Origin of the sequence: Hoeflea algicola (assembly GCF_026619415.1) — a bacterium.
Taxonomy (GTDB): Bacteria; Pseudomonadota; Alphaproteobacteria; order Rhizobiales; family Rhizobiaceae; genus Hoeflea; species Hoeflea algicola.
On record NZ_JAOVZR010000001.1, the window covers coordinates 2,234,164 to 2,260,197 of the forward strand.

Consider the following 26,034-nt stretch of genomic DNA (forward strand, 5'->3'; position numbering starts at 1 on the left):
ACTCACCCGCTACCTATTCTTCTTCGAACAGGCTAGCCTGGGTGGCAGCTAGATCCTTGGGTGGATTGAGCCCCATGTGTCCCCAGGCGCGTGCTGTCAGCACACGTCCGCGCGGCGTGCGCTGCAAAAAGCCCTGCTGGATCAGATAGGGCTCGATAATGTCCTCGATGGCATCACGCGGCTCTGATAATCCTGCTGCGATGGTCTCGATGCCTACCGGCCCGCCGCCAAAATTCCGCACGATCATGTCGAGATAGCGCCGGTCGAGCTGATCGAGCCCAATGCTGTCGACCGACAGCCGGGTCAGTGCTTCATCGGCGATCAGTTGGGTGACGGCCTCGGCCTTGGCCACTTCGGCAAAGTCCCGCACCCGGCGCAACAACCGCCCGGCAATGCGTGGTGTGCCGCGGGATCGGCGGGCAATCTCCAGCGCCCCCTCATCGGTCATTCCAAGCCCCATGATCCGCGCGCCGCGCCGAACGATCAGTTCGAGCTCAGCAACCGTGTAGAACTGCAGCCGCACCGGAATGCCAAAACGGTCGCGCAGCGGATTGGTCAGAAGTCCAAGCCGTGTCGTCGCCGCCACCAGCGTGAACCGCGACAGATCGATCTTGACCGACCGCGCCGCCGGCCCCTCGCCAATGATCAGATCGAGCTGAAAATCCTCCATCGCTGGATAGAGAATTTCCTCAACCGCCGGGCTGAGCCGGTGGATTTCGTCAATAAACAGCACATCGCGGTCTTCGAGATTGGTCAGAAGGGCTGCCAGATCACCGGCCTTGGCAATCACCGGCCCGGAGGTCGAGCGGAAATTCACCCCCAGTTCCTTGGCCATGATCTGCGCCAGCGTGGTCTTGCCCAGGCCGGGCGGCCCGACAAATAGCACGTGGTCGAGCGCCTCGCCGCGGTTCTTGGCCGCCTCGATGAACACTTTCAGATTGGCCCGCGCCTCGGCCTGGCCGGTGAACTCGTCCAGCGATTGCGGCCGCAAGGTAGTATCGACATCCTCACCGCGCTTGTCGGGAGATATCAAACGATCAGCGTCACTCATGCGAGCAGCTCCATGCCGGAAACGGAATTGGCGGCCTTGCGATCGAAGGTCATTGTTTTCTCGCATCCATTCGCGCGGTTGATTTCAGAAATGAGGATATCCGAGAAGTCCGGATGCGGCGAGTTGAGCAAATCCGCCCAATTGCCCATCCGCAAGACGTCCGGAACCGCAATTTCCACCGTATCGAGCAGGCCTGCTACCTGCGTGCGCACGCTTGCCCGGTCCGTCTTGTATACCCGCTCAAGCACACAAACGGTTTCCGCAATGACGATTGGATTGACAAATAACGGTGCATCGACACTGCTGGACTTGAACAGCGCCACTGCCGCATCAAACTGCTTTTGATCGTCACGCGTCAGCAGCCGGACGATGATGTTGGTGTCAATCCCGATCACACGACCGCCCAAATCTCTCGGAGATTCCCTCGTTGATCGCATCGTTCATGGTCTCGATCGAAACCGGTGCACGGGTCGGCTGGTGAAGAACCCCGGCAAAATCCAGCGCGCTCCGGTTTTTCGGCACCAGCACGACTTTCCCGTCAACGAATTGATAACCGACACGGTCGCCTGCGCCGATCTTAAGAAATTCCCGCACCTCCGCAGGAATCGTTGTCTGACCTTTTGAGGTGATTTTCGACTCGAGGCCCATATCCTTACCTGACAATTATTTCCTTACTTGCAAACATAGTAAGGATTTGCACTTTCTGCAAGGAAGAGGCTACCGCGCCAACTCCTTCAGCCCCAGCCTGATCAGCTTGGCAGAATCGGCGTCCTCACCCGCAAGCTTCATCGCTGCGGCCACCGCATTGGCCGCCTGATCACGCGAGTAGCCAAGATTGGACAGTGCCGAAACTGCATCGGCCACCGGTGCAGCCGCAACGCCTTCGCCAAGCTCCTGCTTGAGCCCCATCGCCCCGCCCGCGTCACCACCGAACGCCGGCGCCTTGTTTTTCAGTTCGCTGACAATGCGCTGCGCCACTTTCGGCCCGATGCCGGGTGCGCGCGTCACCGTTGCCTTGTCCTGCAATGCGATCGCATTGGCGAGTTCGGACGGTGTCAGCGTCGACAGCACCGCCAGCGCCACCTTGGCGCCCACGCCCTGAACGCTCTGCAGCAACCGGAACCACTCCCGCTCGAGCGCAGTCTCGAAACCGAACAGCCTGAACTGGTCCTCGCGCACATAGGTTTCGATGAAGACGACGACCGCTTCGCCAACAGAACCAAGCCGCGACAAGGTGCGCGCCGAACAGAATGCCACATAGCAGACGCCGTGTACGTCGATCAGCACATGGTCTTCGGCGATCTCCTCGATTGTTCCCTTGAGTTTTCCGATCATCGGTTGCTCCTCATTCCGCCGCCATCCGCCAGGCCATCGAGGTCCGGTGGTGTGAATGGCAAATGGCGATCGCCAGCGCATCCGCGGCGTGATCACTGTCAAATGTTGCCTTCGGCATCAGCACCTTGACCATCATGACGATCTGCTTCTTGTCGCCATGACCAACGCCAATGACCGCTTTCTTGACCGCGTTGGGCGCATATTCGGCAACTTTCAACCCGGCCCGCGCCGGCACGACCATGGCGATGCCGCGGGCCTGGCCGAGCTTCAAGGTGGCTGTTGCGTCCTTGTTGACAAAGGTGTTCTCCACCGCTGCCTCGAACGGTTGATACTGATGCAGAACCTCTTCCAGACCACCATAGAGCTGGTTCAACCGCGAGGCGAGATCAAGCTTGTTGTCGGATTTGACCGTGCCGGAGGCGACAAAGCGCAAGGAATTCCCGAGGCTGTCGACCACACCCCAGCCGGTGTTCCTCAGCCCGGGATCAATCCCGATGATTCGAATCGCTTCTGCCATGAAAAAACCCTAGCCCGACAGGCCTGACCATTCCATCTAAAAGTGAACAAACCAAAAACAAACACCGCTGCCAGTTCCAACTGGTTTTGCATTTCGCTGGGCGGCTTCCTACATGAAGGCAACCCGAGACACTCTCTGAAAGATTCCCCATGACCGCCTTTTCCATTCTCGATCTCTGCCCCATTGTGGAAGGCGGCACAGCCGGCGAAGCACTCGCCGGTACCCGGCTGATGGCCAAGCAGGCCGAAGATTCCGGCTTCACCCGTTTCTGGCTCGCCGAACATCATGGCATGCAGGGAATTGCCAGCGCCGCCACCGCGTTGGTGATTGCCGAGGCTGGCCATGCCACCAGCCACATCCGTATCGGCTCCGGCGGCGTCATGCTGCCCAACCATTCGCCACTGGTCATCGCCGAGCAGTTCGGAACCCTGGAGGCGCTGTTTCCCGGTCGGGTCGATCTTGGTCTCGGCCGGGCGCCTGGAACCGACATGAATACGGCGCGCGCGCTACGCCGCAACCTTGAAGCCGGCGCGCAATCCTTCCCCGACGATATTCTCGAACTTCAGCATTATCTGGGCGATCCCGTCGAAGGCCATCTGATCGCCATCCCTGGCGCTGGCTCGCATGTGCCGCTGTGGATTCTCGGATCCAGCATTTACAGCGCCCATCTGGCCGCAGCACTGGGGCTGCCTTACGCCTTCGCCTCGCATTTCGCACCCGACATGCTGAGCGAAGCGCTTGACATCTACCGGTCCAAATTCACCCCGTCTGCGCAACTCGATACGCCTTATGTGATGGCGGCTGTGATGGGAGTGATGGCCGACACCGATGATGAGGCACGCTATCTGTTCACCACCTTGCAGCAGACCTTCGTCAACATGCGCCGCAATGCCCGTGGCAAGATGCCCAGACCGATCGACACCATGGACGGGTTCTGGACAGACATGGAAAAGACCGCCGTCGAACACACGCTGCGCTACTCGGTTGTCGGTGGTCCGGAAACCGCGACCCGCAAGATGCAAGACTTCATCAAGGCTACCAATGCCGACGAGATCATGATCTCGATGCCGATCCACTCATCCCAGGCACGGCTGAAATCGGTCGAGCTGTTCGGGAAGATGCAGCAGGCGCTCTGATACAAAGAAGCCGCCGGCCCTTGGGACCGGCGGCTTGATAGTTCAGATATCGATATGATCAGGCCGAAAGCTTGGCCATCACCTCGTCGGAAACTTCAAAGTTGGCGTAGACGTTCTGGACATCGTCATCATCGTCCAGCGTGGCAATAAGACGAAGCACCGATTCCGCCTTGTCTTCATCGACCGGTGTGGAGGTCTGTGGCTTCCACACCGCCTTGATCGACTGTGCCTCGCCCAGCGCTTCTTCAAGCGCACTGGAAACCTCGCCGATATCCTCGAATGCGCAGATGATGGCGTGCTCGTCCTCGCCGCTGCTCACGTCCTCGGCGCCAGCCATGATCGCGGCTTCCATGATCGCATCGGCGTCGCCGGCTTCCGGCGGATAGATGATTTCACCGACACGCGTGAACATGAAGCCCACCGAGCCGGTTTCGCCAAGCGCGCCGCCGGATTTGGCAAACGCCGCACGCACATTCGACGCGGTACGGTTGCGGTTGTCGGTCAACGCCTCAACGATCACGGCCACACCGGCAGGGCCGTAGCCCTCGTAGCGGACTTCCTCGTAATTCTCGCTGTCGCTGCCCGACGCCTTGTTGACGGCCCGCTGGATATTGTCCTTGGGCATCGATTGCGACTTGGCGTTCTGGATCGCCAGCCGCAACCGGGCGTTCATCGCCGGGTCCGGCGCACCCATCTTTGCGGCAACGGTGATTTCGCGTGCGAGTTTGGAAAACATCTTCGATCGGACAGCATCTTGCCGCCCTTTTCTGTGCATGATGTTCTTGAATTGTGAATGGCCGGCCATGACGCCCCTGATTATTGTGCTGTACTTAGGATCGCCGCCTTATAAATCCCTTGCCCTGTTTCGTCCAGAAGGTTCGGACATGCATAAGACAATCATCCCTTCACTGCCTCTGACCGGCGGCTGCCAGTGTGGCGCCGTCCGTTACAACGCACAGGCCCTTCCATTGGTGTTTTACCTTTGCCACTGCAGCGAATGCCAACGCCAGACATCATCGGCTTTTGGCGAAAGCCTGCGTTTCATCCGCTCTGCGGTGGAGATCAGCGGTTCGCTTCGCTGCGTGCGCCGCAAAAGCAGTTCCGGAAACACGCGCGAAGGCTGGTTCTGCCCTGACTGCGGCGTTCGCATTTGGCACGGCACCGAGGGATCTGCGGAAATCAACATCAAGGCAGGCACGCTTGATGACACCTCATGGCTTGTCCCGGCCGGCCATATCTGGACCCGTTCGAAGCAGTCTTTCATCACCATCCGCACCGGGGAACTCGATTATCCGGGACAGCCAAGCGACGGCTACGCCGAACTCAAGCGACGTTGGAACCTGATGACACTCGCCGAGTAAGCATGACACCGGATGCATTCCGGATCCTGCCAAAAAACGCCGGTTGCCAGAGAGCAGCCTTTACCTCTGCCGCCAACGCGCTACATTTAACGGCACCCCGAAAAGTCTACCGCGGAGCCTCGCATGCCCCGGATGATATCTTTTCTGCTGGCCTGCATTTGGATCGCCTTGCCGGTCCACGCCCAAGCGCAGCAACAAGCTCAACCGTTCAGCCAATGCATGGCTGTGGCCGAGGCCCTGCCCGGCGCCAGCTATGCCAACCTGACACCTGCAGATCCCGCTGCAAGCTTCACGCCGGCTGCGTTCGGTGACGACGAGGTCGAGATCCAGTTCGCCGGCCATTCCACCTATGTCATCACCACCCCCTCGGGTGTCACCATTGCCACCGATTACAATGGATGGTCGGGCAAGGTCGCGGTCCCGCGCGTCGTGACCATGAACAAGGCGCATTCCTCGCATTTCACACTGGCCCCGGACGAGCGGATCGAGCATGTGCTTCGCGGTTGGAATTTCGACCACAGCCGGGCCGATCACGATGTTGTCGTTGACGATGTCTATATCCGCAATGTCACCACCGACATCCGCAATTTCGGCGCTGTCGAACAAGACGGCAATTCGATCTTCATCTTCGAAGTCGCGGATCTTTGCATCGGTCATCTCGGCCATCTGCATCATCCCCTCCAAGACAGCCATTTTGCACAGATCGGCCGGCTCGACATCGTCATGGTGCCGGTTGATGGTGGCCTGACGCTGAGCCACGGGGCGATGACCGGCATTGCCAAACGCCTGCAATCCTCGATCCTGCTGCCGATGCACCGCCGTGGGGCGCCGCTGTCGAGTTTCATCGACATGATGGGTGATGCTTTCGTGACTGACTATGTCGGCAGTGACAGCGTCACCGTGTCTGCCCGCACCCTGCCGCGTCGCCCAACAATTCTGGTGCTCAAGGGAGTTTGATCATGCTGCGACGCGCGTTTCTGAGCTTCATAGCGACCTTTGCCCTTGTGACGATGGCGCCATCAACGTTGCTTGCGGCCGGCGAAAGCCAGCGCGAGCAATTATTTGCGGCACTCAAGAGCGCGGAAACCGAAGCCGAAGGACGCACGGCCGAAAACGCCATCTGGCGCTGGTGGCTGAACCAGGCGCCAACGCTTGCTGTCCGCGACGCCATCGATCTGGGCATGGAACGGCGCGAAAGTTATGATTTTGAAGCCGCCGAGGAAGCTTTCAACAGCGCCATTCGCGATGCGCCCACCTATGCCGAGGGCTGGAGCCAGCGCGCCTTTGTCCGGTTCCTGCGCGACAATATCGACGGATCGCTATCTGATCTCGAAAAGGCGGTGGAACTCGATCCCGATCATTTCGGCGCCTGGTCGGGCATGTATCACGTACTCATGCGCATGGGCCGCACCGGGGTCGCCTACTCGGCACTGGCGCGCGCCGTCAAAATCCATCCATGGCTCAAGGAACGTGGCTTGTTGCCGCCCGATCCGGATGCCAAACGGCCACTGATCAAAGGCACGCAACAAGAGCTCTGACGAAGACGAATCAACGCCCGTCGGTCAGTTCCAGAAGTCCGGCATTGTCTCGCTCAGACGCGGCCCGATCCGCAGCGGCGCGATCTTTTCAGCCAAGCCGGTGCGGTCGGAAATTTCCACCGCGACGCCACAGATCGTTGCCGGGCCTGAGGCCACTTCAAAGCGGCCTTTCGGAATCCGTGTCAGGAACCGGTTGATCGGTTCTTCCGTCTCCATGCCGATCGACGAATCATAATCGCCGCACATGCCGGCATCCGACATATAAGCGGTGCCGCCATTGAGAATCTGCGCATCAGCGGTAGGCACATGGGTGTGGGTGCCGACAACGAAACTGGCCCGTCCGTCGATAAAATGCGCAAAGCACAGCTTCTCGCTGGTCGCTTCGGCATGAAAATCAAACACCACCGCATCAGCCTGCTCGCCCAGCGGACAGGCCGAAAGAATGGATTCGCCGGCCGAGAAAGGGTCATCGAGATCCGGGTGCATGAACACCCGCCCCATCACATTGGCGACCAGCACGCGAGCGCCATTGCGGGCAATGTAGAGATTGGAACCTCTCCCCGGCGTCCCTGCGGGATAATTGGCCGGACGCAGAAAACGTTCCTGCCGGTCGGCGTAGACAAGCGCCTCGCGCTGGTCCCAGACATGATTGCCCGTCGTCACCACATCGGCGCCGGCGTTGAGCGTTTCGAGAAAAATCTCTTCGGTAATGCCGAAGCCGCCAGCGGCGTTCTCGCCATTGACGATGACAAAATCCAGCTTGAAATCACGGATCAAGCCAGGAAGGCGGTTCCAGACCGCGGTGCGGCCGGATCGTCCGACCAAATCTCCAAGAAATAACAGGCGCATCAGTTCTCTATAGGCCTTCAGGAAATCTGTGCAAGCCTCGCTCGGTCACCACCATCTCCAGCGGCACATCATGCCCCTCAATTGGCAGGCATTCGGCCTCCTGGCAGGAGAAAGCTGCGCCGATCAGTCGCGGCCGCATGCCCTTCGCACGCAGCCGGGCGATGGCGCGGTCGTAGTGGCCAGCACCATAGCCCAACCGGTTGCCCGCTGCATCGAATGCCGACAGCGGCATCATCAGCAAGTCCGGATCGAGGATTTCGGCCTCGGGGCCCGGACCGACGGTCTTGAACCCGGTATCGACCAGTTCTGCGCCGCGCACGAATTCACGAAAGACGATGGTCTCGCGGTCGATAACGACCGGCAAGCAGAGCCGCGCCCCGCGCGTACGAAACCGCGCCAGCAAGGGCCGCAGGTCAGGTTCTGAACGAGATCGGCAGATAGCCGGCGATCACCGCGCCCGGCTCAAACTCGATGGCTTCGACGGCATCCGCCATCGCCAGACTCATCTCGATCCGGTTCTCCGGCGTGAGCGCGTCACGGCGAGCCAGCATCGCCATCCGAACCTGTTGCTTGCTTTGCATGCCCTCAGCCTTTTCATTCATTGCCGGACGTCGTGCCGCCAATTATCGCCAAGGTCAATGCTCTGCGCACTGGCCTTCAGGCGCAACCGCGCCAGGCCGTGCCAATTCGAGACAAGCAATGAAACTCTGTAAATGACGTTGGTGAGATCAGATTGCCTCGCAGACGGCACGGTCGCATAGACGCCTCAGACAACAATAAGCCATGTATTCCAGCATATTCAATTTTGGGCTTTATGACCGAGGCTTCCACCCAACTGTCCGATTCCGAACGAATCTGCCTCCAACTGGCGGCAAGAGGCGAGAGTGTGGATGCGATTGCCGGCCATCTTGACGATTGTCCGAACAAGGTCGAATTGCTGTTTGCCTCGATCCGCAAGAAGCTGCTGGCCAACACCATGGTCGAGGCCATCGCCCGCGCTCTCAAAATGGGCCTGATCGAGTAGGCGTTCCACAGCAAGGGCGCGTCAGAGCCGCTGTTTCCAACCGGTCCATACTGTCTCAACCTGCAGGAAAAGTGCGATCCACGGCAACCGATGGATTTTTTCGATCCCGGGAACCTACAACGTAGGTGGGTGCCATATGACCGGACCCACGAGTCCGGCCAGGGACAGCTCCCTTAGGATCAATTAAGGCCCCGGGGATTGTGTATCCTGTCGAGAGGCGCAGATCGCTTCTGCTATATAGGGTATCTGTTGGCCAACTCCAATTGCCAAATGAGCAAGGCGCGTTTTCACCCGTTCAGGTGATTGAGCCGCACACGACACCTCCCCTAAATCAGAATACCGGAATGTGAAGAGTTCTCTCCGTTCCGGCATCAAACCGCCTCGCTTTCCTGAGGTCGGGATCTCTGCGGCACTCCGGAAAACAGCCCCATTTCCGGCGGGCCGCATTTGAGCGGATAACGCTGATGGTAAGTCTGGTGTCGGGGCGGGGGATAAATCATGAAAAAAACTGTTTCAATTTCCGGCGCCTTGCTCCTTGCCCTGGTTCCCGCCATCAGCGGATGCACCTCGTCAACAGGCGGCGCGATCGGGCTCGCCGCTGGCGGCGCGCTGCCAATCAAGGCCTCGGGCAAGGCCTTGGCATTCCGCGCCAACGCCACGAACACCGCGTCGACTAACAGCTACACCAAGCTGCCAACCTCGCAGCATCAGATCCAGCAGGCCAAAATACTCGAAAAATCAAAGGCCGGCGGCATCCAGATCGAAGGCTCCGCGGACGAGGACAAGAACCCCACCAACACTCAGGGCACCAATCCGGCGCTGATTTCCGCTTCCTCTCCCGACATGCTCGAAAATGGTACCGCCATTGCAGGCATGAAGGACGCCAAGGGCAATGTCTATTTTGAGAACGGCAATTTCGGCGATGCCCAGGCCTCCAACGAAACAGCAAACCTGTCATCTGTCGGCGTCTACAATGTCTATGAGAACAACAAATTCGTTGAACAGATCGTCATGAAGCATGGCACCACGATCCGCTATCAGGAGGGCAAGGACGGTGACGCCACCGCCACCTACGCGGTCGGTTACATCGGCAACAACACGACCAACATGCCCGCAACCGGAATGGCGACCTACAAGGGCTTCACCGAAGGCGGCACATCTGTTTATGACGACAATGGAACCATGCAGCAGATGGGCCTTCGCGGCGGCAAGGTTGAACTGGCGGCGGATTTTGGAGCCGGCAAGGTGACCGGCGGCATCAGCGGCGCCCAGTTTGTCACCTACAAAGGCAACAACATGGTCGTGCTCAACAACGACATCACCGGGCTCGACATCAAGGCCGATATCACCGGCGCCGAGTACACCGGCACCGCCACCCTGGTTGACGCCAACAAACAGGCGATCGGCACCACCAGCAGCAATGAAGCAATCGGCGCCTTCTTCGGAGACGGAGCGGCGGAAACAGCGGCTGCCTTCCTGATCGAGGGCAATGCCCCGATTGACGGCCAGAACCGCGATTACATCATGTCCGGAGGGATCGGTGCGGTGAAACAATAATTGTTGCAGGCCAGTGCAGCAATGACCCACGCGGGTTCCCCGACACCAGCGCGAAAGTGGCGCACGGCAACGAAGCAGCGAGGAGCGATGATAGCATCGCTCCTCGCTGCCTTGCTGCTCGCCACACCGGTGCACGCAAACATTCAGACGCAAACTCCGTTCAGGACTGCCGAAACTCTGGTCGCGGCTGGCGACTACCCAGCCGCCGAGCGTATTCTTGCAAAAAGCCGCTTCCAGGGGGCCGAAGCGATCCCGGCCGCCTATCTGCTTGCCGTGGTCTATGCGCGTACCGGTCGCCCGGACCGCGCTGAAATGATATTGCGCGAGATTCTCTCTCGGCAACCCGATATCGACGCGGTTCGCATCGAACTGGTCAAGGTCCTGGCGATCCAGGGAAAGCGGCAGGCGGCGGGCTATCATCTCAACCAGGTGACCGACGTCGTCGACCTTGAACGTGACCGGGGTCAACTCGAGCAGCTTTCCCGCCGCATCGGGGCCACCGAAGGGTTTTCGCTTTCAGGCTACTTTTCCCTGGCGCCCTCAACCAATGTCAACGACGGCACCACGCAATCAACCGTGATGATCGGCGGGTTGCCGTTCCAGATCGCCAACAGTGCTCGCCAACAATCGGGAGTGGGCTTCAAGGCCGGAGCCGTCGCCGGTTATTCCCACGCCCTGACGGAAAAAACTTCGCTTTACGGCGCGCTTTCAGCTGGTGTCACGGATTATTCCAATGATCAGTACGACCAGCAGCAAGGCGAGATCAGGGCCGGCATTCGCCACAGCGAACTCCGCTATACACTGCAAGCCGAAGCAATCATCGACCGGCGCTGGCAAAATCTGAAACGGCACAGCTACGCCATCGGCGGGCGTCTGTCGGGAAAATGGAATTTTTCGCAAGGCTGGTGGGCGTCAGGCGAAATCATCCACATGGACAGATCTTACGACGGCAACGCCGCCGCCAATACGCGCACCACGCGGGCAACGGCGTCGATAAGACGATCATTTTCGACCCGCCTGGCGCTCAGCCTCTCCGGCAGTTTCGAGAGAGAAACCGACCCGGCGCGGCCGTGGAACTCCTATGACAGCAGATCGGGGACAGTTGGGCTCGAGACCGCTCTGGGATTTGGCGTGCGGATGCACGCATCCCTCACCGGCGGGACCCGGGATTTCAAAAGCCCATTCCCCGGGCTCGGGCTCGTGCGCGAGGACAAGTTCTGGGAAGTCAGAAGTTCATTCCGCAAGGACGGATTCCAGATTGCCGGTTTCTCTCCGATCATCGGAATATTCCACAAGGCGCAAAGTAGCAACGTCGCCTTCTTCGATTATCAATCAAGTGGAATGGACCTTACTTTCACCAAGGCATTCTGAGCTCCACCAAATACATGTCCCTTACACAGCGCCTCGCCGGATTTGCTGTAATCTGCTTGAGAGCGGCGCAAGCTTGTGTAAGATCGCCGCACAACAGCAGCGCACAGGGATGGTACTCGATCCATGAATGCAGTCGGAGGGCCGACCCCGCTTACACAGGCGATCGAAGCGATCTATTCCTACTTCAAGGGCGAGCAGGAATTCACCGACTTCATGCAGGATCTCGAGGATTTTCTGGTTGTCGGCGAAACCGGTCACCCGGATTTTTCGGGCGAAATCGAAACTCATTTCCAGATCGCCGCTGAACTGGCGCAGGTCATGGCGCCAGCGCCGGAAGCGAAGTACCGTGGACTGGTCGAAGGGCCGGCGCTCAAACTGGTGGTCGACCGGGCTTTTCGCATTGTCGCACAATCCGCAGAAGCACGCCGTATTTTCGGCTATCTCGAAGGGGTCGGGATCAAGCTCGACAAGAGCAGGCAAACCATCATTGCCGATGGCGAGGACCTCTGCACCGCCGAACAGATCGATCAGGTGCGGCAGCATTTCAGCGGTGCCGTTGTTGCCGGCATTGCCCTGCTTTTTGGCCAAAACGAGGTCCCCCAGCCCAGCAGGCGCAGCTTCATCCGCACCGAAGGCGATGGCGGATTCGTCTCGCTGACACGGGATGACGCACTGGACGTCATTGTCATCACCCTTCCCGGCGTCAGCTGGAGCCGCAACATCTCTGTCATCCTCGCCGGCAGTCTCGGCCTGTCTCCTTCCGAAATCGAAGTTCTCGAACTGATGGCCTACGGCAAATCGAATGTCGACATATCCAAGGAGCGGTCCCGGTCCGTCGACACCGTGAAGAGCCAAACCCAGGCAATCTTCCGCAAGCTTGGTGTCACCTCCCGCGTGGAAGCAGTCCAGGTGGTCAACGATCTCATCAGCCTGGCAGCCCTGTCGGGCGAACCATTCACCCCGGTAAGTCTCGAGGGACCGGCTCCCGGCAATTTCCCGTTTGCGCAGGATGGTTCGGCCTGGCGCAGGATGACGGTGGAAGGACGCACCGTCAGCTATGTCCATTATCCGATCGACCGACGGGCAAGGCAGAAGCGTCCCCCGGTCCTGATGTTCCATGGGCTTTTGCAGAGTCCGGAACTTTCACCGGCCATCCGGCAAAGCCTGCGGCAATCGGGGTTTGAACTGTTGGGCGCTTCCAAACCCGGCTACGGCGCCAGCGACGGCCCACGCCGGGGCACGTCGTTCATGCACACATGCGTGGATGACGCACTGCATCTCTGCGACCGCCACGATGCTGGTCCTTGCCTTGTCCTGGGGCATCTGTTCGGCGCCAAGGCAGCGATCGAATTCTGTCTCGCCTATCCGGAACGGGTCCGCGGTCTGGTTTTATGCTCTGCCTATTTTCCGTTGCAGATCGCCGATCACCTGATGCCCACCGGCGGGCTTCAGAAACTGGCCATGTCAAGCGGCATTGCCTCCTGGGCGGCGCACCGCTTCATCGCCCTGACGGCGGTTTCCTATTTGCGTTACGGGGGGTCGCGCCGATATCTGTCAACGCTCACCGAACACAGCAACGGCGACCGCCAGGCGATCCGGGACCCGGAAATATACGGGCTTCTGCGCGCTGGCATTCGCCACGTCACCATCGGTGGAGCATCTGCCTTCCTCGCCGACACTTCTTCAAGCAATTCGGACTGGAGCAATCTCTTGCCGATGCTGAATCTGCCGGTGGTGGTTCTCCATGGCGATTCCGACCCGGCGGTAAATCCGCAGCTGGCGCGTATTGCCGCCAGCCGCATACCGGGGTGCCGCTACGAAGAGGTCGAGGGTATTGGCCAACATGTCCTGCACGCCCGCCCCGACAGGGTGGTCGCCGCGCTTGAAGAGGTTGGCGCTGTGGCCGAAACCGCGGCCTGAACGCAGTCAGCCATTCAATTTCTTGGCGATTTTCTCGATCTTGCTCGTCACCTCGGTCAGCGCGGCTGCCAGATCGTGATCAGTTTTATCAACCTTGGTCAGTGCGTTGTCGCGGGTTTTCTTCAAGGTTTCGACCTCAGCTTCAAGCCCGCGCATGCGCCGCTGCAATTCATGCAATTCATCCATCACCATGATTCCCGCCATCACGGTAATGCGCAGATCGCCGATTTCGCCAAACTGGCCCTTGAGATGCCCGACATAGCGATCAAATCGGCCGGCGAGTTCGGTCAGATGCTCCTCCTGGCCTTCCTCGCAGGCCATTCGGTAGGTCTTGCTGTCGATACTAACGGTGACCTGAGCCATTCAACCTGTCCTGTTAACTCGGTAAACTTTAAGCAGCCCGAGACCTCAGCGGTCCAGCACTGCCCGAATGGTTTCCATCGCCGTCACCAACCGGCGTGAAACCTCGCGATTGGCTTCCTCCAGACGGTTGGCGCGGTCCTGTGCCAGATCGAGTTCCTGGGCGATGTGGGACCGATCTTCAATCATCCGGTTGAGCTCCGCAGCGGCCTCGACTGAATTGCGACTCGCTTCAACTTGCCGGTCAACCTCATTGTCGAGCTGGTTCAAGGCTTTGTTTAATGCCTCAAGTGCAGATTTCACTGTTTTTTCAGTGGGCATCGTCAGCTTCCCTGGATCTGGATTACAAGCCGAATCGCTTGAATTCCGGATACTTGTGGCAGCTAGCTTACCCATCAGCCGAACAAGCCGTCAACAAAACCGCGCGTTTGATCCCCAGTCGTCCACCGGCCAGCCGTTTTCAGCCCTTTGTTGACTCCGCCGAAGCAACTGCTATGTGTGCGCGGCCTTCAATCCGGTCCACTAATGGCCCGGGTTTGACCTGAACGCGACAAGGCGGAACTGTCATGATTTCACGCGAAAAACACGACCGGATGGCAAATGCAATCCGGTTTCTATCCATGGATGCCGTTGAGAAAGCAAATTCCGGTCATCCTGGCTTGCCGATGGGTGCAGCCGACATCGCCACGGTGTTGTTCTCGCGCTACCTGACCTTCGACCCGAAAAAACCCAACTGGCCAGACCGCGACCGCTTCGTGCTTTCGGCCGGCCACGGATCGATGCTGCTCTACTCGCTGCTCTATCTGCTCGGCTATGATGATATCTCGCTCGATGACATCAAGAATTTCCGTCAATTGGGCTCTCCCACTGCCGGTCACCCGGAATACGGGCACGCTGCCGGCATCGAGACCACCACCGGTCCGCTTGGCCAGGGCCTCGGCAATGCCGTCGGCATGGCTATCGCCGAACGCAAGCTCGCCACCGAGTATGGCGCCGAACTGGTCGATCACCATACCTATGTGCTCGCCGGCGACGGCTGCCTGATGGAAGGCATCAGCCAGGAAGCGATCACGCTTGCCGGCCATCTCAAGCTGAGCAAGCTGATCGTGTTCTGGGACAACAACTCGATCTCCATCGACGGCCCGGTCTCGCTGACCGATTCCACCGATCAGCTGGCGCGTTTCGCCGCCTCTGGCTGGAACACGCTGGATATCGACGGCCATGACCCGGACGCCATCGCCCAGGCGATTGAAGCCGCGCAGGCTTCCGACAAACCGACCCTGATCGCCGCCAAGACGGTTATCGGTTTCGGCGCACCGAAGAAGGCGGGCACCAGCGGCGCCCACGGCTCACCGCTCGGCGACAAGGAAATTGCCGGCGCCCGCGCTGCCCTCGGCTGGGAAGAAGAACCCTTCGTCGTGCCGTCGGATATTCTCGACGCCTGGCGTCTGGCCGGTCTGAGATCGGTAAAGGACCGCAAGGCCTGGGAAGCACGTCTTGCTGCAGCCGACAACGATATCCGCATGACCTTCGAGCGCCGCATGAGCGGCAACCTGCCAGGCGGCTTTGAGCCGGCCATGATTGCCTACAAGCAGAAGCTGACGGAAGACCTGCCGAAGGTGGCCACCCGCAAGGCCTCGGAAATGGCACTGGAAATCATCAATGGTGTGATCCCCGAAACTCTCGGCGGCTCGGCCGATCTGACCGGATCCAACAACACCCGCACCAGCCAGACCAAGGCGATTACGCCAGACGACTTCTCCGGGCGGTACATTCACTACGGCATCCGCGAACACGGCATGGCTGCCATGATGAACGGCATCGCGCTGCATGGCGGGCTGATTCCCTATTCCGGCGGGTTCCTGATCTTCTCGGATTACTGTCGGCCTTCGATCCGCCTGGCGGCATTGATGGGCATCCGCGTGATCCACGTGCTGACCCATGATTCGATTGGTCTTGGCGAAGACGGCCCGACCCACCAGCCGGTCGAACACATGGCCGCGCTGCGCGCCATCCCCAACCTGCTGATGTTCCGTCCCGCCGATACGGTGGAAACCGCGGAATGCTGGCAGATTGCCTTGGAGCAGCAGAAGCGCCCCAGCGGCATCGCCCTGACCCGGCAAAACCTGCCGACGGTGCGAACCGATTTCACTGAGGAAAACCTTTCCGCTTACGGCGCCTATGACCTGGTCTCGGCCGGCGATGCGGAAGTGACAATTTTCGCCTCCGGCTCCGAAATCGAGATCGCTCTCGAAGCCCGCGAGATGCTTGAGACAAATGGTCATACCACCCGCGTCGTTTCGGTTCCCTGCTTTGAGTTGTTCGAAGAGCAAACTAGGGAGTATAAGAACGCGGTAATCGGAGATTCCAAGGTCAAGATCGCCATCGAGGCCGGCATTCGCCAGGGCTGGGACCGTTTCATCGGTTCCGACGGCCTGTTCATTGGCATGACCGGCTTCGGAGCTTCCGGCCCCTACAAGGAACTCTACGAGCATTTCGGCATCACCGCCAAGGCTGCAGTGACTGCGGTTGAAGCGCGCCTACATGACGACAAGGCCTGATCCCGACAAGGACAGGCCCCCCAGACCCAGGACGGAGGAATAGGATGAAGACCAGGATCGCCATCAACGGATTTGGCCGGATCGGCCGCAATGTGGTTCGCGCCATTTTTGAATCGGGCCGCAAGGACATCGATATCGTGGCCATCAACGACCTCGGTCCGGTTGAAACCAACGCCCACCTGATGCGCTATGATTCGGTTCATGGCCGTTTCCCGCATGAGGTTACGGTCGACGGCGACACCATCTCGGTGGGCTCGGAGAGCTTCAAGGTCTTCGCCGAACGCGATCCCGCAAACCTGCCCTGGGGCGATCTCAACATCGACATCGTGATGGAATGCACCGGCATTTTCACCGCCCGCGACAAGGCGGCGTTGCATTTGAAAGCCGGCGCCAAGCGGGTTCTGGTGTCGGCCCCGGCTGCTGGCGCCGACAAGACCATCGTCTATGGCGTCAACCATGGCATCCTGACCAAGGACGACATCGTCGTTTCCAACGCCTCATGCACCACCAACTGCCTGTCACCGGTGGCCAAGGTGCTCAACGATGCCATTGGCATCGAACACGGCATCATGACGACGATCCATTCCTACACCGGTGACCAGCCGACCCTCGACACCATGCACAAGGATCTCTACCGCGGCCGCGCCGCGGCGATGTCCATGATCCCGACCTCGACTGGTGCCGCCAAAGCCATCGGTCTGGTGCTGCCCGAGCTCGACGGCAAGCTTGACGGCTCGTCGATTCGCGTACCGACCCCGAACGTCTCTGTCGTCGACCTCAAGTTCGTGGCCAAGCGCACCACCTCGATCGAGGAGGTAAACGGCTTCATCCGTGCGGCCGCCGCCGAAGGTCCGCTCAAGGGCATTCTCGGCTACACCGAGGAAAAGCTGGTGTCGATCGACTTCAATCATGATCCGCGGTCGTCGATCTTTCATGCTGACCAGACCAAGGTGATGGACGGGACACTGGTGTCGATCCTGACCTGGTATGACAATGAATGGGGCTTCTCAAACCGCATGGGCGACACCGCTGTCGCCATGGCGAAGCTGATCTAGCACCACCCGATCCGCAGCTTTTGAGCCGCGACATCGTTTTGACGATTGTGCCGCCACCGTTTGTTTCGAACGGTGGCGGTGCTGATTCTGGTGCGTAATACGCTATGAAGCGGGACGCCCACCGATATTTCCGTAGCCGGCCCAACTCTCACCGTGATTATCGTTAAATTTCCGTCTTTTGAGGCTCGAAGCATTGCTCCGCAGCCCCGGCCATTTCATATTCTTTGACAGCGCCGCAAACTGCGGGCCGGCCAGGGCGATCAGGATTAGGGAAGACGGTTGGACACATTCTACATTGTAACGCTGGCGTCGACGGCGCTTGTTCTGATCGCGGCATTTTCGAGCCTTCTGGCCGAACGTTTTGGCGCTCCATTGTTGCTGCTGTTTCTGCTGATCGGATTGGTGGCCGGCGTCGACGGGTTGGGTATCGATTTTTCCAACAATTCCGCTGCCTACATGCTGGGCTCCATCGCACTGGCGATCATCCTGTTTGATTCAGGCTACGGAACCTCGATGCAGTCTTTCAAGCAGGCCTCGTTCCCTGCCCTCACGCTGGCAACGTTTGGCGTGCTGCTGACCGCTGTCCTGTTTGGTGTCGCCGCACGCTTCCTGCTCGATTTTTCCTGGCTGGAGGGGCTGCTCCTGGGCTCCATCGTCGCATCGACCGACGCGGCCGCTGTGTTCTTTCTGCTTCGTACCGGCGGCATCAGCATCCGCGACCGGGTCCGTTCCACGCTGGAAGTCGAATCCGGCACCAACGACCCGATGGCGATATTCCTCACCGCTGCGCTGGTCGGCATCATGGCCAACAATCAAGGGTTGGACGATATCGGCCTTGACCTGCTTATCCTGTTTGCCAAACAGATCGGCGGCGGTTTGCTGCTCGGCCTCGGCGGCGGCGTTCTCATTGTCCAGATCATCCGCCGGGTTCCTGTGGAACGCGGGCTCGCCCCGATCTTCGTGCTGGCGTTGGCTCTACTGGTATTCGCCTACACCTCGGCCATCGGCGGCAGTGGTTTCCTGGCGGTCTATGTTGCCGGGATTTACGCCGGCAACAAGAAGCTGCAGGCCCGGACATCAATCGTCCGCTTTCAGGAAGGCATGACCTGGCTGGCGCAGATTATCATGTTCCTGGTTCTGGGGCTGCTGGCGACACCTTCGCAATTCCCGCAGATCGCCCTTCCCGCCATCGCACTCGCAATCTTCCTGGTCTTCATCGCCCGGCCAATAGCGGTCTGGCTGTGCCTGCTGCCCTTCGACTATACCCAGCGCGAGACCGGGTTTGTCGCCTGGGTTGGCCTGCGCGGCGCGGTTTCGATCCTGCTGGCGATCCTGCCGATTCTCGGCAATCTCGAAAATGGTCAGCTCTATTTCAACACCACCTTCATCGTGGTCATGGTTTCACTTGCCATCCAGGGCTGGACCGTCAAGCCGATTGCCCGACGCCTTGGCCAAATCGTCCCGCCGCAAATCGGCGCCATCGACAAGCTCGAACTTGATCTGCCGGGCACGGCCAACCATGAACTTCTCGCCTACCGGGTGGTAGCAGACAGCCCGGTGTTGCGCGGCGAACGGATCCCCCGCTGGGCACGGCCTTCCCTCGTCATTCGCGACGGCATATCCATGCGCTATCAATATGCCGGCCGTTTACGTGAGAACGATCAGGTCTATCTCTTCATCGCACCGGGCTATTCACGCCTTCTCGACCGGCTGTTCGCTTCCAAGGTCGCAGTTAGCGAAAACGACAATGAATTCTTCGGAACCTTCACGATTGCCCCCACCCGAACCGGGGAAGAGCTCGATGCTGCCTATGGCCCTGGCCTGCTCAGCAAGGCCGAAAAATCAATGACCATTGCGGAACTGATGGAGCAGCGGCTGGGCGGCAAGCTCGATTATGCCGACCGGGTAAAAATTGGCCGCATCGTGCTGATCGTTCGCCAGACCGACGAGCATGGCAACGCCACCATGATCGGGGTTTCGCTCGAACCGGTCGCCCCGGCCACCCGCCTCCCGCTGTTTTTAAACCTGCGGGAAATCATCCATGCGATACGCGAATACACCCGCAAACGCCGGAAGTGAGGCATCCGGGCAGGCATCGTCGCACCAATGCTGCCTTGCACCACACGGCAAGCGGTGTAATGTCCGCCCCGAAATTCCGCGGCACAGCTACTTGACGAATGGAACAATCAATGACGGCTTTCAAAACCCTCGATGATCTCACGAACCTCGCCGGCAAGCGGGTTCTTCTGCGCGTCGATCTCAATGTCCCGGTCAAGGACGGCAAGGTTACCGACACCACCCGCGTCGAACGTGTGGCGCCGACCATTATGGAACTGTCCGGCAAGGGAGCGCGGGTAATCCTGCTCGCGCATTTCGGCCGTCCGAAGGGCAATGTGGTTCCATCAATGTCGCTCGAATCAATCGCCGGCGTGGTCGAAAACGTGCTTGATCACCGCGTCCATTTTGCCGCCGATTGCATCGGCGAGATCGCCGAGAAGGCAATCGCAGCGATGGTTGATGGCGATATCCTGCTGCTCGAAAACACCCGTTTCCATGCCGGCGAAGAAACCAATGACCCGGATTTCGCCGCGGCCCTGGCCAGGAACGGCGACATCTTTGTCAATGACGCCTTCTCCGCGGCCCACCGCGCCCATGCGTCTACCGAGGGCCTGGCGCATCACCTACCCGCCTATGCCGGTCGCGCCATGCAGGCGGAACTCACCGCGCTGGAACAGGGCCTTGGCAACCCGGCGCGCCCGGTGGTCGCCATTGTCGGCGGCGCCAAGGTCTCCACCAAGATCGACCTGCTCAAGAACCTGGTAAAAAGGGTCGACGCGCTGATAATCGGCGGCGGCATGGCCAATACCTTCCTCGCCGCCCGCGGCATCAATGTCGGCAAATCACTGTGCGAGCATGACCTTGCGCAAACCGCTCGCGAAATCGAAACCGAAGCCAAAGCCGCCGGCTGCGCGCTGGTGTTGCCGGTTGACGGCGTTGTGGCACGTGAATTCAAGGCTGACGCCGACAACGAAACTGTTGATGTTGATGCCATTCCCGCTGACGCCATGATGCTCGACGTCGGGCCGAAGTCGATCGAGGCGGTCAATGCCTGGATCACCAAGGCCGACACGCTAGTTTGGAATGGCCCGCTCGGCGCCTTCGAGATCTCACCCTTCGATGCAGCCACGGTGGCAGCAGCTCAGCATGCAGCCCGCCGCACTGAGGAAGGCTTGCTGGTCTCGGTGGCCGGTGGCGGCGATACAGTTTCTGCACTCAATCATGCAGGCGTTGCCGAAGATTTCACCTATGTTTCCACCGCTGGCGGTGCGTTTCTGGAGTGGATGGAAGGCAAACCCCTGCCCGGCGTTGATGTGCTCAAGGTCTAAAAGCAGCGCCTTTGCTGCTTAACGCGCGACCCATCGTTAAGCATGCTTCAAAAACACTTGTGTTTTCAATCGATTGAAAGATTTTCAATCGATTCAAGCTGCCACGAGCCTATTCTCCCCCGGTTGCAGCATCTGCTAAAGCAGCCCTCAAGATTCTGATGAACAGGGGATACGGCATGATGAATGCGACCATGGCGCAACAAATGGCAGAGAAGGACGGCTTTATCGCCGCGCTCGACCAGTCGGGCGGGTCCACACCCAAGGCGCTGAAACTCTACGGCGTGACGGAGGACAGCTATTCCAATGACGAGGAGATGTTCGCGCTGATCCACGCCATGCGTGCCCGCATCATCAAGTCGCCCGCCTTCACCGGCGACAAGGTGATTGGGGCGATCCTGTTCGAACGCACCATGGATGGTGAAATCGACAGTATTCCCACCGCCGATTATCTTTGGGACAAGCGCGGGATTGTACCGTTTCTGAAAGTCGACAAGGGCTTGATGGCCGAAGAAAATGGCGTGCAATTGATGAAGCCAATGGGTGGCCTCGATGCACTTCTTGAACGGGCGATCGCCAAGAATGTCTTCGGCACCAAGATGCGCTCGGTCGTCAACGCCGCCAACAAGGACGGGATCGAGGCGATCGTCGCCCAGCAATTCGAGATCGGCAGGCAGATCCTCGGCCACGGGCTGACGCCGATTCTCGAACCGGAAGTCAACATCAAGATCGCCGACAAGGCCGAAGCGGAAAACTTGCTGCTGGATGCGATCCGCCAGCACCTCGACACCGTTCCCACGGGGCAACAGGTGATGCTAAAACTGTCGCTGCCGACAAAGGCCAATCTCTACAAGACGCTGGTCGATGATCCGCGCGTCATGCGTGTTGTTGCCCTGTCTGGCGGCTATTCCCGCGATGAAGCCAACAGCCTGCTCAGTGCCAACAAGGGCGTAATCGCCTCGTTCTCGCGTGCCCTGACCGAAGGGCTGTCGCAGGGCCAGACGGATGCCGAATTCGACGCGATGCTGGCCGCCACAATCGACAGCATCTTCAAAGCCTCCCGCGCAGCCTGATCGGCGCTCCCGCCTTATCCAGGATCCCGAACTACCCGGAAGCGACAGTTTCCGGGTGGTTTTTTTTGTGATTACCGACCTTGGAAATAGTTCAACTCGAAACAAAAATCCGCTAAAGCCACATCATGAATACGGTAACCGCAAGTCTACTGAGTTGGCTTTTGCTGCCCGTGGCCCTGATCAAGGGCCTGGGCGTGCGTAAAACAGCACCCCGCCTGCCGCCCCCGCCAGGATTGCCCCGCGGCCAGATAGGCGAGGGTCCGGCTGAGATCCGGCTGCTGGTCATCGGCGATTCATCCGCAGCCGGCGTCGGTGCGGCTGAAATCGATCAGACGCTGGGCCCGCAGCTATCCGCCCTACTGCACCAGGCAACCCGCAAGCCGGTGTCGTGGCGCACTGCCGGCGCCAACTCGGCTATCGCTGAACAGATCCGCGATCATGTCGTCCCCAATATCGAGGAACGCGATTTCACCCATGTGGTGCTGACCGTCGGCACCAATGACGCCAAGAACTATGTCACCCGCGCCCGCTTCAAGAAGGGGTTCGGTGGACTTTTATACGCCGCCCACGCGCGCTGGCCGGAAGCAAAGATCTTCTGGTCACCGGTGGTCGACATGCGTGGCGTTCCGGCGCTGCCGCCCGCGCTGGCCTTCATCCTGTCCTTGCGTGTGCAGATCATCAACGCGATGGGCGCCCAGCTCTGCCGGGAGCGTTATGCCACCGCAGTGGAACCCCTGCCGATCGAAGGGCCTGAGGGCTTCGCCGTCGATGGATTTCACGCCAATGCGGCCGGCTATCAGCATTGGGCGGCACATTTGGCCCGTATCATGCTGGCCGAAACACCAGCGCCATCATCATCGCGGCGATCAGAATAAGCGCGATCTTCCAGGCATCTTTACGCTGCCGCAGACCCGGAAGCCCGAAGGGTTTGATCAGGTGCAGGACCATGGCCACCAGAACCAGAATAACCAGAATTTTCACCGCCATGTAACGCGCCCTTATTTTGCCATTCAGCCATACACCGGTCATGATTGGGGTCAAATACCTGTGTCATCCTGATTCGGGGCCGAAGCAATACCCGACGGCCAATCCTCCTCCAGCTTTCCGGAACGTCATGCGCAGCAATATTCTTCCCGTCCTGTCCTTGCTGTTGGGCACCGCCTTCCTGTTGGCCGGTAATGGCCTGCACGGCCTGTTGCTGCCCATGCGCGGCAGCGCCGAAGGCTTCTCGCCAACATCGCTCGGCCTGCTCGGTACGTCCTGGGCGACCGGCTTCGTGCTTGGCTGCATTTTTTCACAGCGGCTGGTGCGCCGAATCGGCCATGTCCGGGCGTTTTCGGCATTTTCGGCGATGATCGCCATCATTGCCCTGCTCACCGGTCTGCTGGTCGATCCGGTGATCTGGATCGTGCTGCGGGTAGTCACCGGCTTTGCCATTGCCGCCTCGTTCATGATCATCGAGAGCTGGCTCAACGAGCGCGCCACCAACGAAACCCGCGGACTGATCTTTTCGCTCTACATGACCGTCACATACATCGCCATCGTCGCGGGGCAGATGAGCATCGTGCTGGGGGATATTTCGCAGACCACATTCTTCATCATCGCCGGCATTCTGTATTGCCTGGCGCTGTTGCCGACGGCGATGTCCACGGCATCGAGCCCGGCGCCGTTGAAGGAAGTGAAGCTTGATCTGAAGATGATCTACCGCAACTCGCCGGTATCGTTTGTCGCCATGCTGCTAATCGGCATCGCCAACGGCGCCTTCGGTACGCTGGCGCCGGTTTTTGGCGCCGACGTCGGTCTTTCCACCATCACCATCGCCACCATGATGTCGATCACCATCTTCTCCGGCGCGGTCATGCAGTTGCCTGCCGGACGGATGTCCGACCGGATAGACCGCCGCTATGTGCTGGCCGGCCTGGCGGCTGTCGCCGGATTGTCAGGATTGGCCATCGTGGTTGTGATGCCGTCGGACATTGCCGTCTTGTTCGGTCTGATCTCGCTCTATGGTGCGATGTCCTACACGCTCTATTCGATCATCGTGGCCCATGCCAACGACTATGCCGCCAACGACCAGTTCGTCACTGTGTCGGGAGGGCTGCTGCTGCTTTATGGCATAGGCACCATTGTCGGTCCGCTGATCAGTGGCGTGGCGATGGCCTACAGCCCGTATCTGCTGTTTGCCGTCACCGCCGTGGCCCATCTCGGCGTCGCCGGTTACGCCATCATCCGCAGTCGTATCCGTGCGGCGATCCCAGCCGACGAACGCGAGAACTTCGCCTCGATCCCGTCGGCGCGCGCCGCCACACCGGAATCGATCAATCTCGATCCGCGCGCGTCAACGACGGAGAACTGAGCCGAGTGATCGTCAGCTGACGTCGAGCACGATCTTGCCGATGTGCTCGCCATCCTCCATGCGCTGGTGCGCAGCGGCGGCCTGGTCGAGCGGGAAGATTGAATCCATCACCGGCAACACCTTGCGGTCGCTCAACAGCGGCCACACCTGCCGGCGCAACTCATCGGCGATCGCGGCCTTGAAGGCGATATCGCGTGCGCGCAATGTCGACCCGGTATGGGTCAGCCGCTTCATCATCAGCAGCGAAAAATCCGCCTCTGCCATCCGCCCCTTGAGAAACGCGATCTGAACGATCCGCCCCTCAACGGCGGCGGCCTGGTAATTGCGGCTGATGTACTCGCCACCAACCATGTCGAGAATCAGATCGGCGCCCTTGCCGTCTGTCGCCTGCTTGACCGCGGCCACAAAATCTTCCTCACGGTAGTTGATGGCAAGATCAGCGCCCAGATCACGCATGGCAGCGCATTTGGCTTCCGAACCGGCGGTGGCCAGCACCTTGGCGCCAAACGCCTTGGCGAGCTGAATTGCCGTTGTACCGATGCCCGAAGTGCCGCCATGTACCAGGAAGGTCTCGCCCGCAGTCAGTCCGCCGCGCTGGAAAACATTGTGCCAGACCGTAAAGAAGGTTTCCGGAATCGCCGCTGCTTCCACCATGGTCAGCCCCTGGGCGCTGGCAGGGCGTTGGTCTCGTTGACAGTACAGAATTCAGCATAGCCGCCGCCCGCCACCAGCGCACAGACCCGGTCTCCCTGCTTGAAGCGGGTAACGCCCGCACCGACGTCTGCCACCTCGCCGGCAATCTCCAGGCCGGGAATGTCGGAAGCCCCCTTTGGAGGCGGATAGGCACCCTGCCGCTGCAGGCAATCGGGGCGGTTGACCCCGGCCGCGGCCACCTTGACTAGCAATTCTCCCGCGCCAGGCACCGGCCGGTCACGGGTTGTGAGAGTCAGCACTTCGGGGCCGCCGGGTTCCCGGATCTCAACTGCACGCATCAATTCACTCTCCTTCTACCGCTTTGCCGAACCATAGGCTTGGGCTAAAGTCCGGGCAAGGTTCACGCTGCGCGGACACCACTGCTGGAACTGTGAGGGCCATTAAAATGTTTGCTGACGATGACCGCCCGAAATCCAACAAGCAACACGAGATCGGGGCCGATCTGACCTTCCTCTCGGCTGATGAGCTGGACGAACGAATCACCCTTCTCAAGCAGGAAATCGTCCGACTGGAAGCCGATAAGGCCTCGAAAACCTCCAGTCGCAGCGCTGCAGAGGATTTTTTCAAATCAAAATAGTTCAGTAAAAACATATATTTATTGAATTTGCGAAGTTTGTTAAGCTCCAGGTAAGCTTTACAAGTGTTTACTATAAGCATCCAGGCTTCCTGGATTTGACAGTTTGACCCAGGGTCACACTGTTTGACGCCTCCCTGTTAAACTCTTGAGAGCCGCTGGTGCGGCTCTTTTTTTGTTTATAGCTCCCCGCATTGAGTTGTTGATTGACCGGGATAACCGGCTGAAAGCCATTGCTACCGGCTTGTGCGTGCTGCAAAATCCTCTTCGAAAACCATGCTGAATCCCGGCAAGAATCC

General features: G+C 59.5%; 26 protein-coding genes, 1 other RNA gene and 2 pseudogenes. 16 read left to right on the forward strand and 13 right to left on the reverse strand.

Annotation, left to right across the window (positions count from 1 at the left end; translation table 11 throughout):
• Window positions 1–13: 13 nt before the first annotated feature.
• The 5 genes from ruvB to ruvC all read right to left on the reverse strand — a co-directional run bounded on the left by ruvB (window position 14) and on the right by ruvC (window position 2,903).
• Window positions 14–1,051, reverse strand: coding sequence for a Holliday junction branch migration DNA helicase RuvB (gene ruvB, locus OEG84_RS10960; RefSeq protein ID WP_267653791.1), 1,038 nt, complete (start codon window positions 1,049–1,051; stop codon window positions 14–16).
• Window positions 1,048–1,488, reverse strand: coding sequence for a type II toxin-antitoxin system VapC family toxin (locus tag OEG84_RS10965; RefSeq protein WP_267653792.1), 441 nt, complete (start codon window positions 1,486–1,488; stop codon window positions 1,048–1,050). The genes ruvB and OEG84_RS10965 overlap by 4 nt, the downstream gene beginning before the upstream one ends.
• Window positions 1,433–1,699: an AbrB/MazE/SpoVT family DNA-binding domain-containing protein gene (locus OEG84_RS10970; RefSeq protein WP_267653793.1), complete on the reverse strand. Its 267-nt coding sequence runs from the start codon at window positions 1,697–1,699 to the stop codon at window positions 1,433–1,435. The genes OEG84_RS10965 and OEG84_RS10970 overlap by 56 nt, the downstream gene beginning before the upstream one ends.
• 69 nt (window positions 1,700–1,768) lie before the next feature.
• On the reverse strand, window positions 1,769–2,386 hold the full coding sequence (ruvA, locus tag OEG84_RS10975; protein ID WP_267653794.1) for a Holliday junction branch migration protein RuvA: 618 nt from the start codon (window positions 2,384–2,386) through the stop codon (window positions 1,769–1,771).
• 10 nt (window positions 2,387–2,396) lie between these two features.
• A complete protein-coding gene (ruvC, locus tag OEG84_RS10980; protein WP_267653795.1) occupies window positions 2,397–2,903 on the reverse strand; it encodes a crossover junction endodeoxyribonuclease RuvC in 507 nt (168 codons plus the stop codon).
• Window positions 2,904–3,052: 149 nt separating this feature from the next.
• On the opposite strand from ruvC, the gene OEG84_RS10985 reads away from it, so the two are divergent.
• On the forward strand, window positions 3,053–4,039 hold the full coding sequence (locus OEG84_RS10985; protein WP_267653796.1) for an LLM class flavin-dependent oxidoreductase: 987 nt from the start codon (window positions 3,053–3,055) through the stop codon (window positions 4,037–4,039).
• Window positions 4,040–4,097: 58 nt separating this feature from the next.
• Here OEG84_RS10985 and OEG84_RS10990 read toward each other — a convergent pair whose 3' ends face one another.
• Entirely contained in the window at window positions 4,098–4,844 is a 747-nt protein-coding gene (locus OEG84_RS10990; RefSeq protein WP_267653797.1) for a YebC/PmpR family DNA-binding transcriptional regulator, read from the reverse strand.
• Here OEG84_RS10990 and OEG84_RS10995 point away from each other — a divergent pair.
• The 3 genes from OEG84_RS10995 (at window position 4,813) to OEG84_RS11005 (ending at window position 6,938) form a co-directional block, all read left to right on the forward strand.
• On the forward strand, window positions 4,813–5,400 hold the full coding sequence (locus OEG84_RS10995) for a GFA family protein (protein WP_267653798.1): 588 nt from the start codon (window positions 4,813–4,815) through the stop codon (window positions 5,398–5,400). The two genes, OEG84_RS10990 and OEG84_RS10995, sit on opposite strands and share 32 nt — an antisense overlap.
• Before the next feature lie 123 nt (window positions 5,401–5,523).
• Window positions 5,524–6,357: an MBL fold metallo-hydrolase gene (locus OEG84_RS11000; RefSeq protein WP_267653799.1), complete on the forward strand. Its 834-nt coding sequence runs from the start codon at window positions 5,524–5,526 to the stop codon at window positions 6,355–6,357.
• 2 nt (window positions 6,358–6,359) lie between these two features.
• Window positions 6,360–6,938, forward strand: coding sequence for a tetratricopeptide repeat protein (locus tag OEG84_RS11005; RefSeq protein ID WP_267653800.1), 579 nt, complete (start codon window positions 6,360–6,362; stop codon window positions 6,936–6,938).
• Window positions 6,939–6,962: 24 nt separating this feature from the next.
• Here the strand turns inward: OEG84_RS11005 and OEG84_RS11010 are convergent, their stop codons facing one another.
• Together OEG84_RS11010 and OEG84_RS11015 are read right to left on the reverse strand one after the other, a co-directional pair.
• Window positions 6,963–7,787, reverse strand: coding sequence for a TIGR00282 family metallophosphoesterase (locus OEG84_RS11010; RefSeq protein WP_267653801.1), 825 nt, complete (start codon window positions 7,785–7,787; stop codon window positions 6,963–6,965).
• Between the two features lie 7 nt (window positions 7,788–7,794).
• Window positions 7,795–8,368: pseudogene (locus OEG84_RS11015) on the reverse strand (5-formyltetrahydrofolate cyclo-ligase).
• A gap of 233 nt (window positions 8,369–8,601) precedes the next feature.
• On the opposite strand from OEG84_RS11015, the gene OEG84_RS11020 reads away from it, so the two are divergent.
• On the forward strand, window positions 8,602–8,811 hold the full coding sequence (locus OEG84_RS11020; RefSeq protein WP_267653802.1) for a LuxR C-terminal-related transcriptional regulator: 210 nt from the start codon (window positions 8,602–8,604) through the stop codon (window positions 8,809–8,811).
• A 71-nt stretch (window positions 8,812–8,882) separates the two neighbouring features.
• Here OEG84_RS11020 and ssrS read toward each other — a convergent pair.
• Window positions 8,883–9,040, reverse strand: a non-coding RNA gene (gene ssrS, locus OEG84_RS11025) — 6S RNA.
• Between the two features lie 269 nt (window positions 9,041–9,309).
• On the opposite strand from ssrS, the gene OEG84_RS11030 reads away from it, so the two are divergent.
• The 3 genes from OEG84_RS11030 to OEG84_RS11040 all read left to right on the forward strand — a co-directional run bounded on the left by OEG84_RS11030 (window position 9,310) and on the right by OEG84_RS11040 (window position 13,659).
• Entirely contained in the window at window positions 9,310–10,368 is a 1,059-nt protein-coding gene (locus OEG84_RS11030; RefSeq protein ID WP_267653803.1) for a transferrin-binding protein-like solute binding protein, read from the forward strand.
• A gap of 87 nt (window positions 10,369–10,455) precedes the next feature.
• Window positions 10,456–11,739 (forward strand): surface lipoprotein assembly modifier, encoded by a 1,284-nt coding sequence (locus tag OEG84_RS11035; RefSeq protein ID WP_267653804.1) that lies wholly within the window; start codon window positions 10,456–10,458, stop codon window positions 11,737–11,739.
• A 123-nt stretch (window positions 11,740–11,862) separates the two neighbouring features.
• A complete protein-coding gene (locus OEG84_RS11040) occupies window positions 11,863–13,659 on the forward strand; it encodes an alpha/beta fold hydrolase (RefSeq protein ID WP_267653805.1) in 1,797 nt (598 codons plus the stop codon).
• Window positions 13,660–13,665: 6 nt separating this feature from the next.
• On the opposite strand, the gene OEG84_RS11045 is transcribed toward OEG84_RS11040, so the two are convergent.
• On the reverse strand, window positions 13,666–14,022 hold the full coding sequence (locus OEG84_RS11045) for a cell division protein ZapA (protein ID WP_267653806.1): 357 nt from the start codon (window positions 14,020–14,022) through the stop codon (window positions 13,666–13,668).
• A gap of 45 nt (window positions 14,023–14,067) precedes the next feature.
• On the reverse strand, window positions 14,068–14,340 hold the full coding sequence (locus tag OEG84_RS11050) for a DUF4164 domain-containing protein (protein WP_267653807.1): 273 nt from the start codon (window positions 14,338–14,340) through the stop codon (window positions 14,068–14,070).
• A 245-nt stretch (window positions 14,341–14,585) separates the two neighbouring features.
• Between OEG84_RS11050 and tkt the strand changes: the two genes are divergently transcribed.
• From tkt to OEG84_RS11080, 6 genes are all read left to right on the forward strand, one after another.
• Window positions 14,586–16,580, forward strand: a complete 1,995-nt coding sequence (gene tkt, locus OEG84_RS11055) for a transketolase (protein WP_267653808.1) — start codon at window positions 14,586–14,588, stop codon at window positions 16,578–16,580.
• Window positions 16,581–16,624: 44 nt separating this feature from the next.
• On the forward strand, window positions 16,625–17,635 hold the full coding sequence (gap, locus tag OEG84_RS11060; protein WP_267653809.1) for a type I glyceraldehyde-3-phosphate dehydrogenase: 1,011 nt from the start codon (window positions 16,625–16,627) through the stop codon (window positions 17,633–17,635).
• A 279-nt stretch (window positions 17,636–17,914) separates the two neighbouring features.
• Window positions 17,915–19,714, forward strand: coding sequence for a potassium/proton antiporter (locus OEG84_RS11065; protein WP_267653810.1), 1,800 nt, complete (start codon window positions 17,915–17,917; stop codon window positions 19,712–19,714).
• A gap of 110 nt (window positions 19,715–19,824) precedes the next feature.
• Window positions 19,825–21,021: a phosphoglycerate kinase gene (locus OEG84_RS11070; protein ID WP_267653811.1), complete on the forward strand. Its 1,197-nt coding sequence runs from the start codon at window positions 19,825–19,827 to the stop codon at window positions 21,019–21,021.
• A 176-nt stretch (window positions 21,022–21,197) separates the two neighbouring features.
• On the forward strand, window positions 21,198–22,091 hold the full coding sequence (locus OEG84_RS11075; RefSeq protein WP_267653812.1) for a fructose bisphosphate aldolase: 894 nt from the start codon (window positions 21,198–21,200) through the stop codon (window positions 22,089–22,091).
• Between the two features lie 125 nt (window positions 22,092–22,216).
• Window positions 22,217–22,966, forward strand: a complete 750-nt coding sequence (locus OEG84_RS11080; protein ID WP_267653813.1) for an SGNH/GDSL hydrolase family protein — start codon at window positions 22,217–22,219, stop codon at window positions 22,964–22,966.
• Here OEG84_RS11080 and OEG84_RS11085 read toward each other — a convergent pair.
• Window positions 22,917–23,078, reverse strand: a complete 162-nt coding sequence (locus OEG84_RS11085; protein ID WP_267653814.1) for a hypothetical protein — start codon at window positions 23,076–23,078, stop codon at window positions 22,917–22,919. The genes OEG84_RS11080 and OEG84_RS11085 overlap by 50 nt on opposite strands.
• A gap of 127 nt (window positions 23,079–23,205) precedes the next feature.
• On the opposite strand from OEG84_RS11085, the gene OEG84_RS11090 reads away from it, so the two are divergent.
• Window positions 23,206–24,447, forward strand: a complete 1,242-nt coding sequence (locus tag OEG84_RS11090; protein ID WP_267653815.1) for an MFS transporter — start codon at window positions 23,206–23,208, stop codon at window positions 24,445–24,447.
• 12 nt (window positions 24,448–24,459) lie between these two features.
• Here the strand turns inward: OEG84_RS11090 and OEG84_RS11095 are convergent.
• Window positions 24,460–25,439, reverse strand: a pseudogene (locus OEG84_RS11095) (NAD(P)H-quinone oxidoreductase).
• 107 nt (window positions 25,440–25,546) lie between these two features.
• Between OEG84_RS11095 and OEG84_RS11100 the strand changes: the two are divergent.
• A complete protein-coding gene (locus OEG84_RS11100) occupies window positions 25,547–25,738 on the forward strand; it encodes a DUF1192 domain-containing protein (RefSeq protein ID WP_267653816.1) in 192 nt (63 codons plus the stop codon).
• Window positions 25,739–26,034: the final 296 nt, after the last annotated feature.

What these genes read in the sequence shown, in the direction of transcription:
- ruvB (WP_267653791.1), bottom strand. Translation starts at nt 1,051, where the DNA reads ATGAGTGACGCTGATCGTTTGATATCTCCCGACAAGCGCGGTGAGGAT.
- OEG84_RS10965 (WP_267653792.1), bottom strand. Translation starts at nt 1,488, where the DNA reads ATGCGATCAACGAGGGAATCTCCGAGAGATTTGGGCGGTCGTGTGATC.
- OEG84_RS10970 (WP_267653793.1), bottom strand. Translation starts at nt 1,699, where the DNA reads ATGGGCCTCGAGTCGAAAATCACCTCAAAAGGTCAGACAACGATTCCT.
- ruvA (WP_267653794.1), bottom strand. Translation starts at nt 2,386, where the DNA reads ATGATCGGAAAACTCAAGGGAACAATCGAGGAGATCGCCGAAGACCAT.
- ruvC (WP_267653795.1), bottom strand. Translation starts at nt 2,903, where the DNA reads ATGGCAGAAGCGATTCGAATCATCGGGATTGATCCCGGGCTGAGGAAC.
- OEG84_RS10985 (WP_267653796.1), top strand. Translation starts at nt 3,053, where the DNA reads ATGACCGCCTTTTCCATTCTCGATCTCTGCCCCATTGTGGAAGGCGGC.
- OEG84_RS10995 (WP_267653798.1), top strand. Translation starts at nt 4,813, where the DNA reads ATGATGTTCTTGAATTGTGAATGGCCGGCCATGACGCCCCTGATTATT.
- OEG84_RS10990 (WP_267653797.1), bottom strand. Translation starts at nt 4,844, where the DNA reads ATGGCCGGCCATTCACAATTCAAGAACATCATGCACAGAAAAGGGCGG.
- OEG84_RS11000 (WP_267653799.1), top strand. Translation starts at nt 5,524, where the DNA reads ATGCCCCGGATGATATCTTTTCTGCTGGCCTGCATTTGGATCGCCTTG.
- OEG84_RS11005 (WP_267653800.1), top strand. Translation starts at nt 6,360, where the DNA reads ATGCTGCGACGCGCGTTTCTGAGCTTCATAGCGACCTTTGCCCTTGTG.
- OEG84_RS11010 (WP_267653801.1), bottom strand. Translation starts at nt 7,787, where the DNA reads ATGCGCCTGTTATTTCTTGGAGATTTGGTCGGACGATCCGGCCGCACC.
- OEG84_RS11020 (WP_267653802.1), top strand. Translation starts at nt 8,602, where the DNA reads ATGACCGAGGCTTCCACCCAACTGTCCGATTCCGAACGAATCTGCCTC.
- OEG84_RS11030 (WP_267653803.1), top strand. Translation starts at nt 9,310, where the DNA reads ATGAAAAAAACTGTTTCAATTTCCGGCGCCTTGCTCCTTGCCCTGGTT.
- OEG84_RS11035 (WP_267653804.1), top strand. Translation starts at nt 10,456, where the DNA reads ATGATAGCATCGCTCCTCGCTGCCTTGCTGCTCGCCACACCGGTGCAC.
- OEG84_RS11040 (WP_267653805.1), top strand. Translation starts at nt 11,863, where the DNA reads ATGAATGCAGTCGGAGGGCCGACCCCGCTTACACAGGCGATCGAAGCG.
- OEG84_RS11045 (WP_267653806.1), bottom strand. Translation starts at nt 14,022, where the DNA reads ATGGCTCAGGTCACCGTTAGTATCGACAGCAAGACCTACCGAATGGCC.
- OEG84_RS11050 (WP_267653807.1), bottom strand. Translation starts at nt 14,340, where the DNA reads ATGCCCACTGAAAAAACAGTGAAATCTGCACTTGAGGCATTAAACAAA.
- tkt (WP_267653808.1), top strand. Translation starts at nt 14,586, where the DNA reads ATGATTTCACGCGAAAAACACGACCGGATGGCAAATGCAATCCGGTTT.
- gap (WP_267653809.1), top strand. Translation starts at nt 16,625, where the DNA reads ATGAAGACCAGGATCGCCATCAACGGATTTGGCCGGATCGGCCGCAAT.
- OEG84_RS11070 (WP_267653811.1), top strand. Translation starts at nt 19,825, where the DNA reads ATGACGGCTTTCAAAACCCTCGATGATCTCACGAACCTCGCCGGCAAG.
- OEG84_RS11075 (WP_267653812.1), top strand. Translation starts at nt 21,198, where the DNA reads ATGATGAATGCGACCATGGCGCAACAAATGGCAGAGAAGGACGGCTTT.
- OEG84_RS11080 (WP_267653813.1), top strand. Translation starts at nt 22,217, where the DNA reads ATGAATACGGTAACCGCAAGTCTACTGAGTTGGCTTTTGCTGCCCGTG.
- OEG84_RS11085 (WP_267653814.1), bottom strand. Translation starts at nt 23,078, where the DNA reads ATGGCGGTGAAAATTCTGGTTATTCTGGTTCTGGTGGCCATGGTCCTG.
- OEG84_RS11090 (WP_267653815.1), top strand. Translation starts at nt 23,206, where the DNA reads ATGCGCAGCAATATTCTTCCCGTCCTGTCCTTGCTGTTGGGCACCGCC.
- OEG84_RS11100 (WP_267653816.1), top strand. Translation starts at nt 25,547, where the DNA reads ATGTTTGCTGACGATGACCGCCCGAAATCCAACAAGCAACACGAGATC.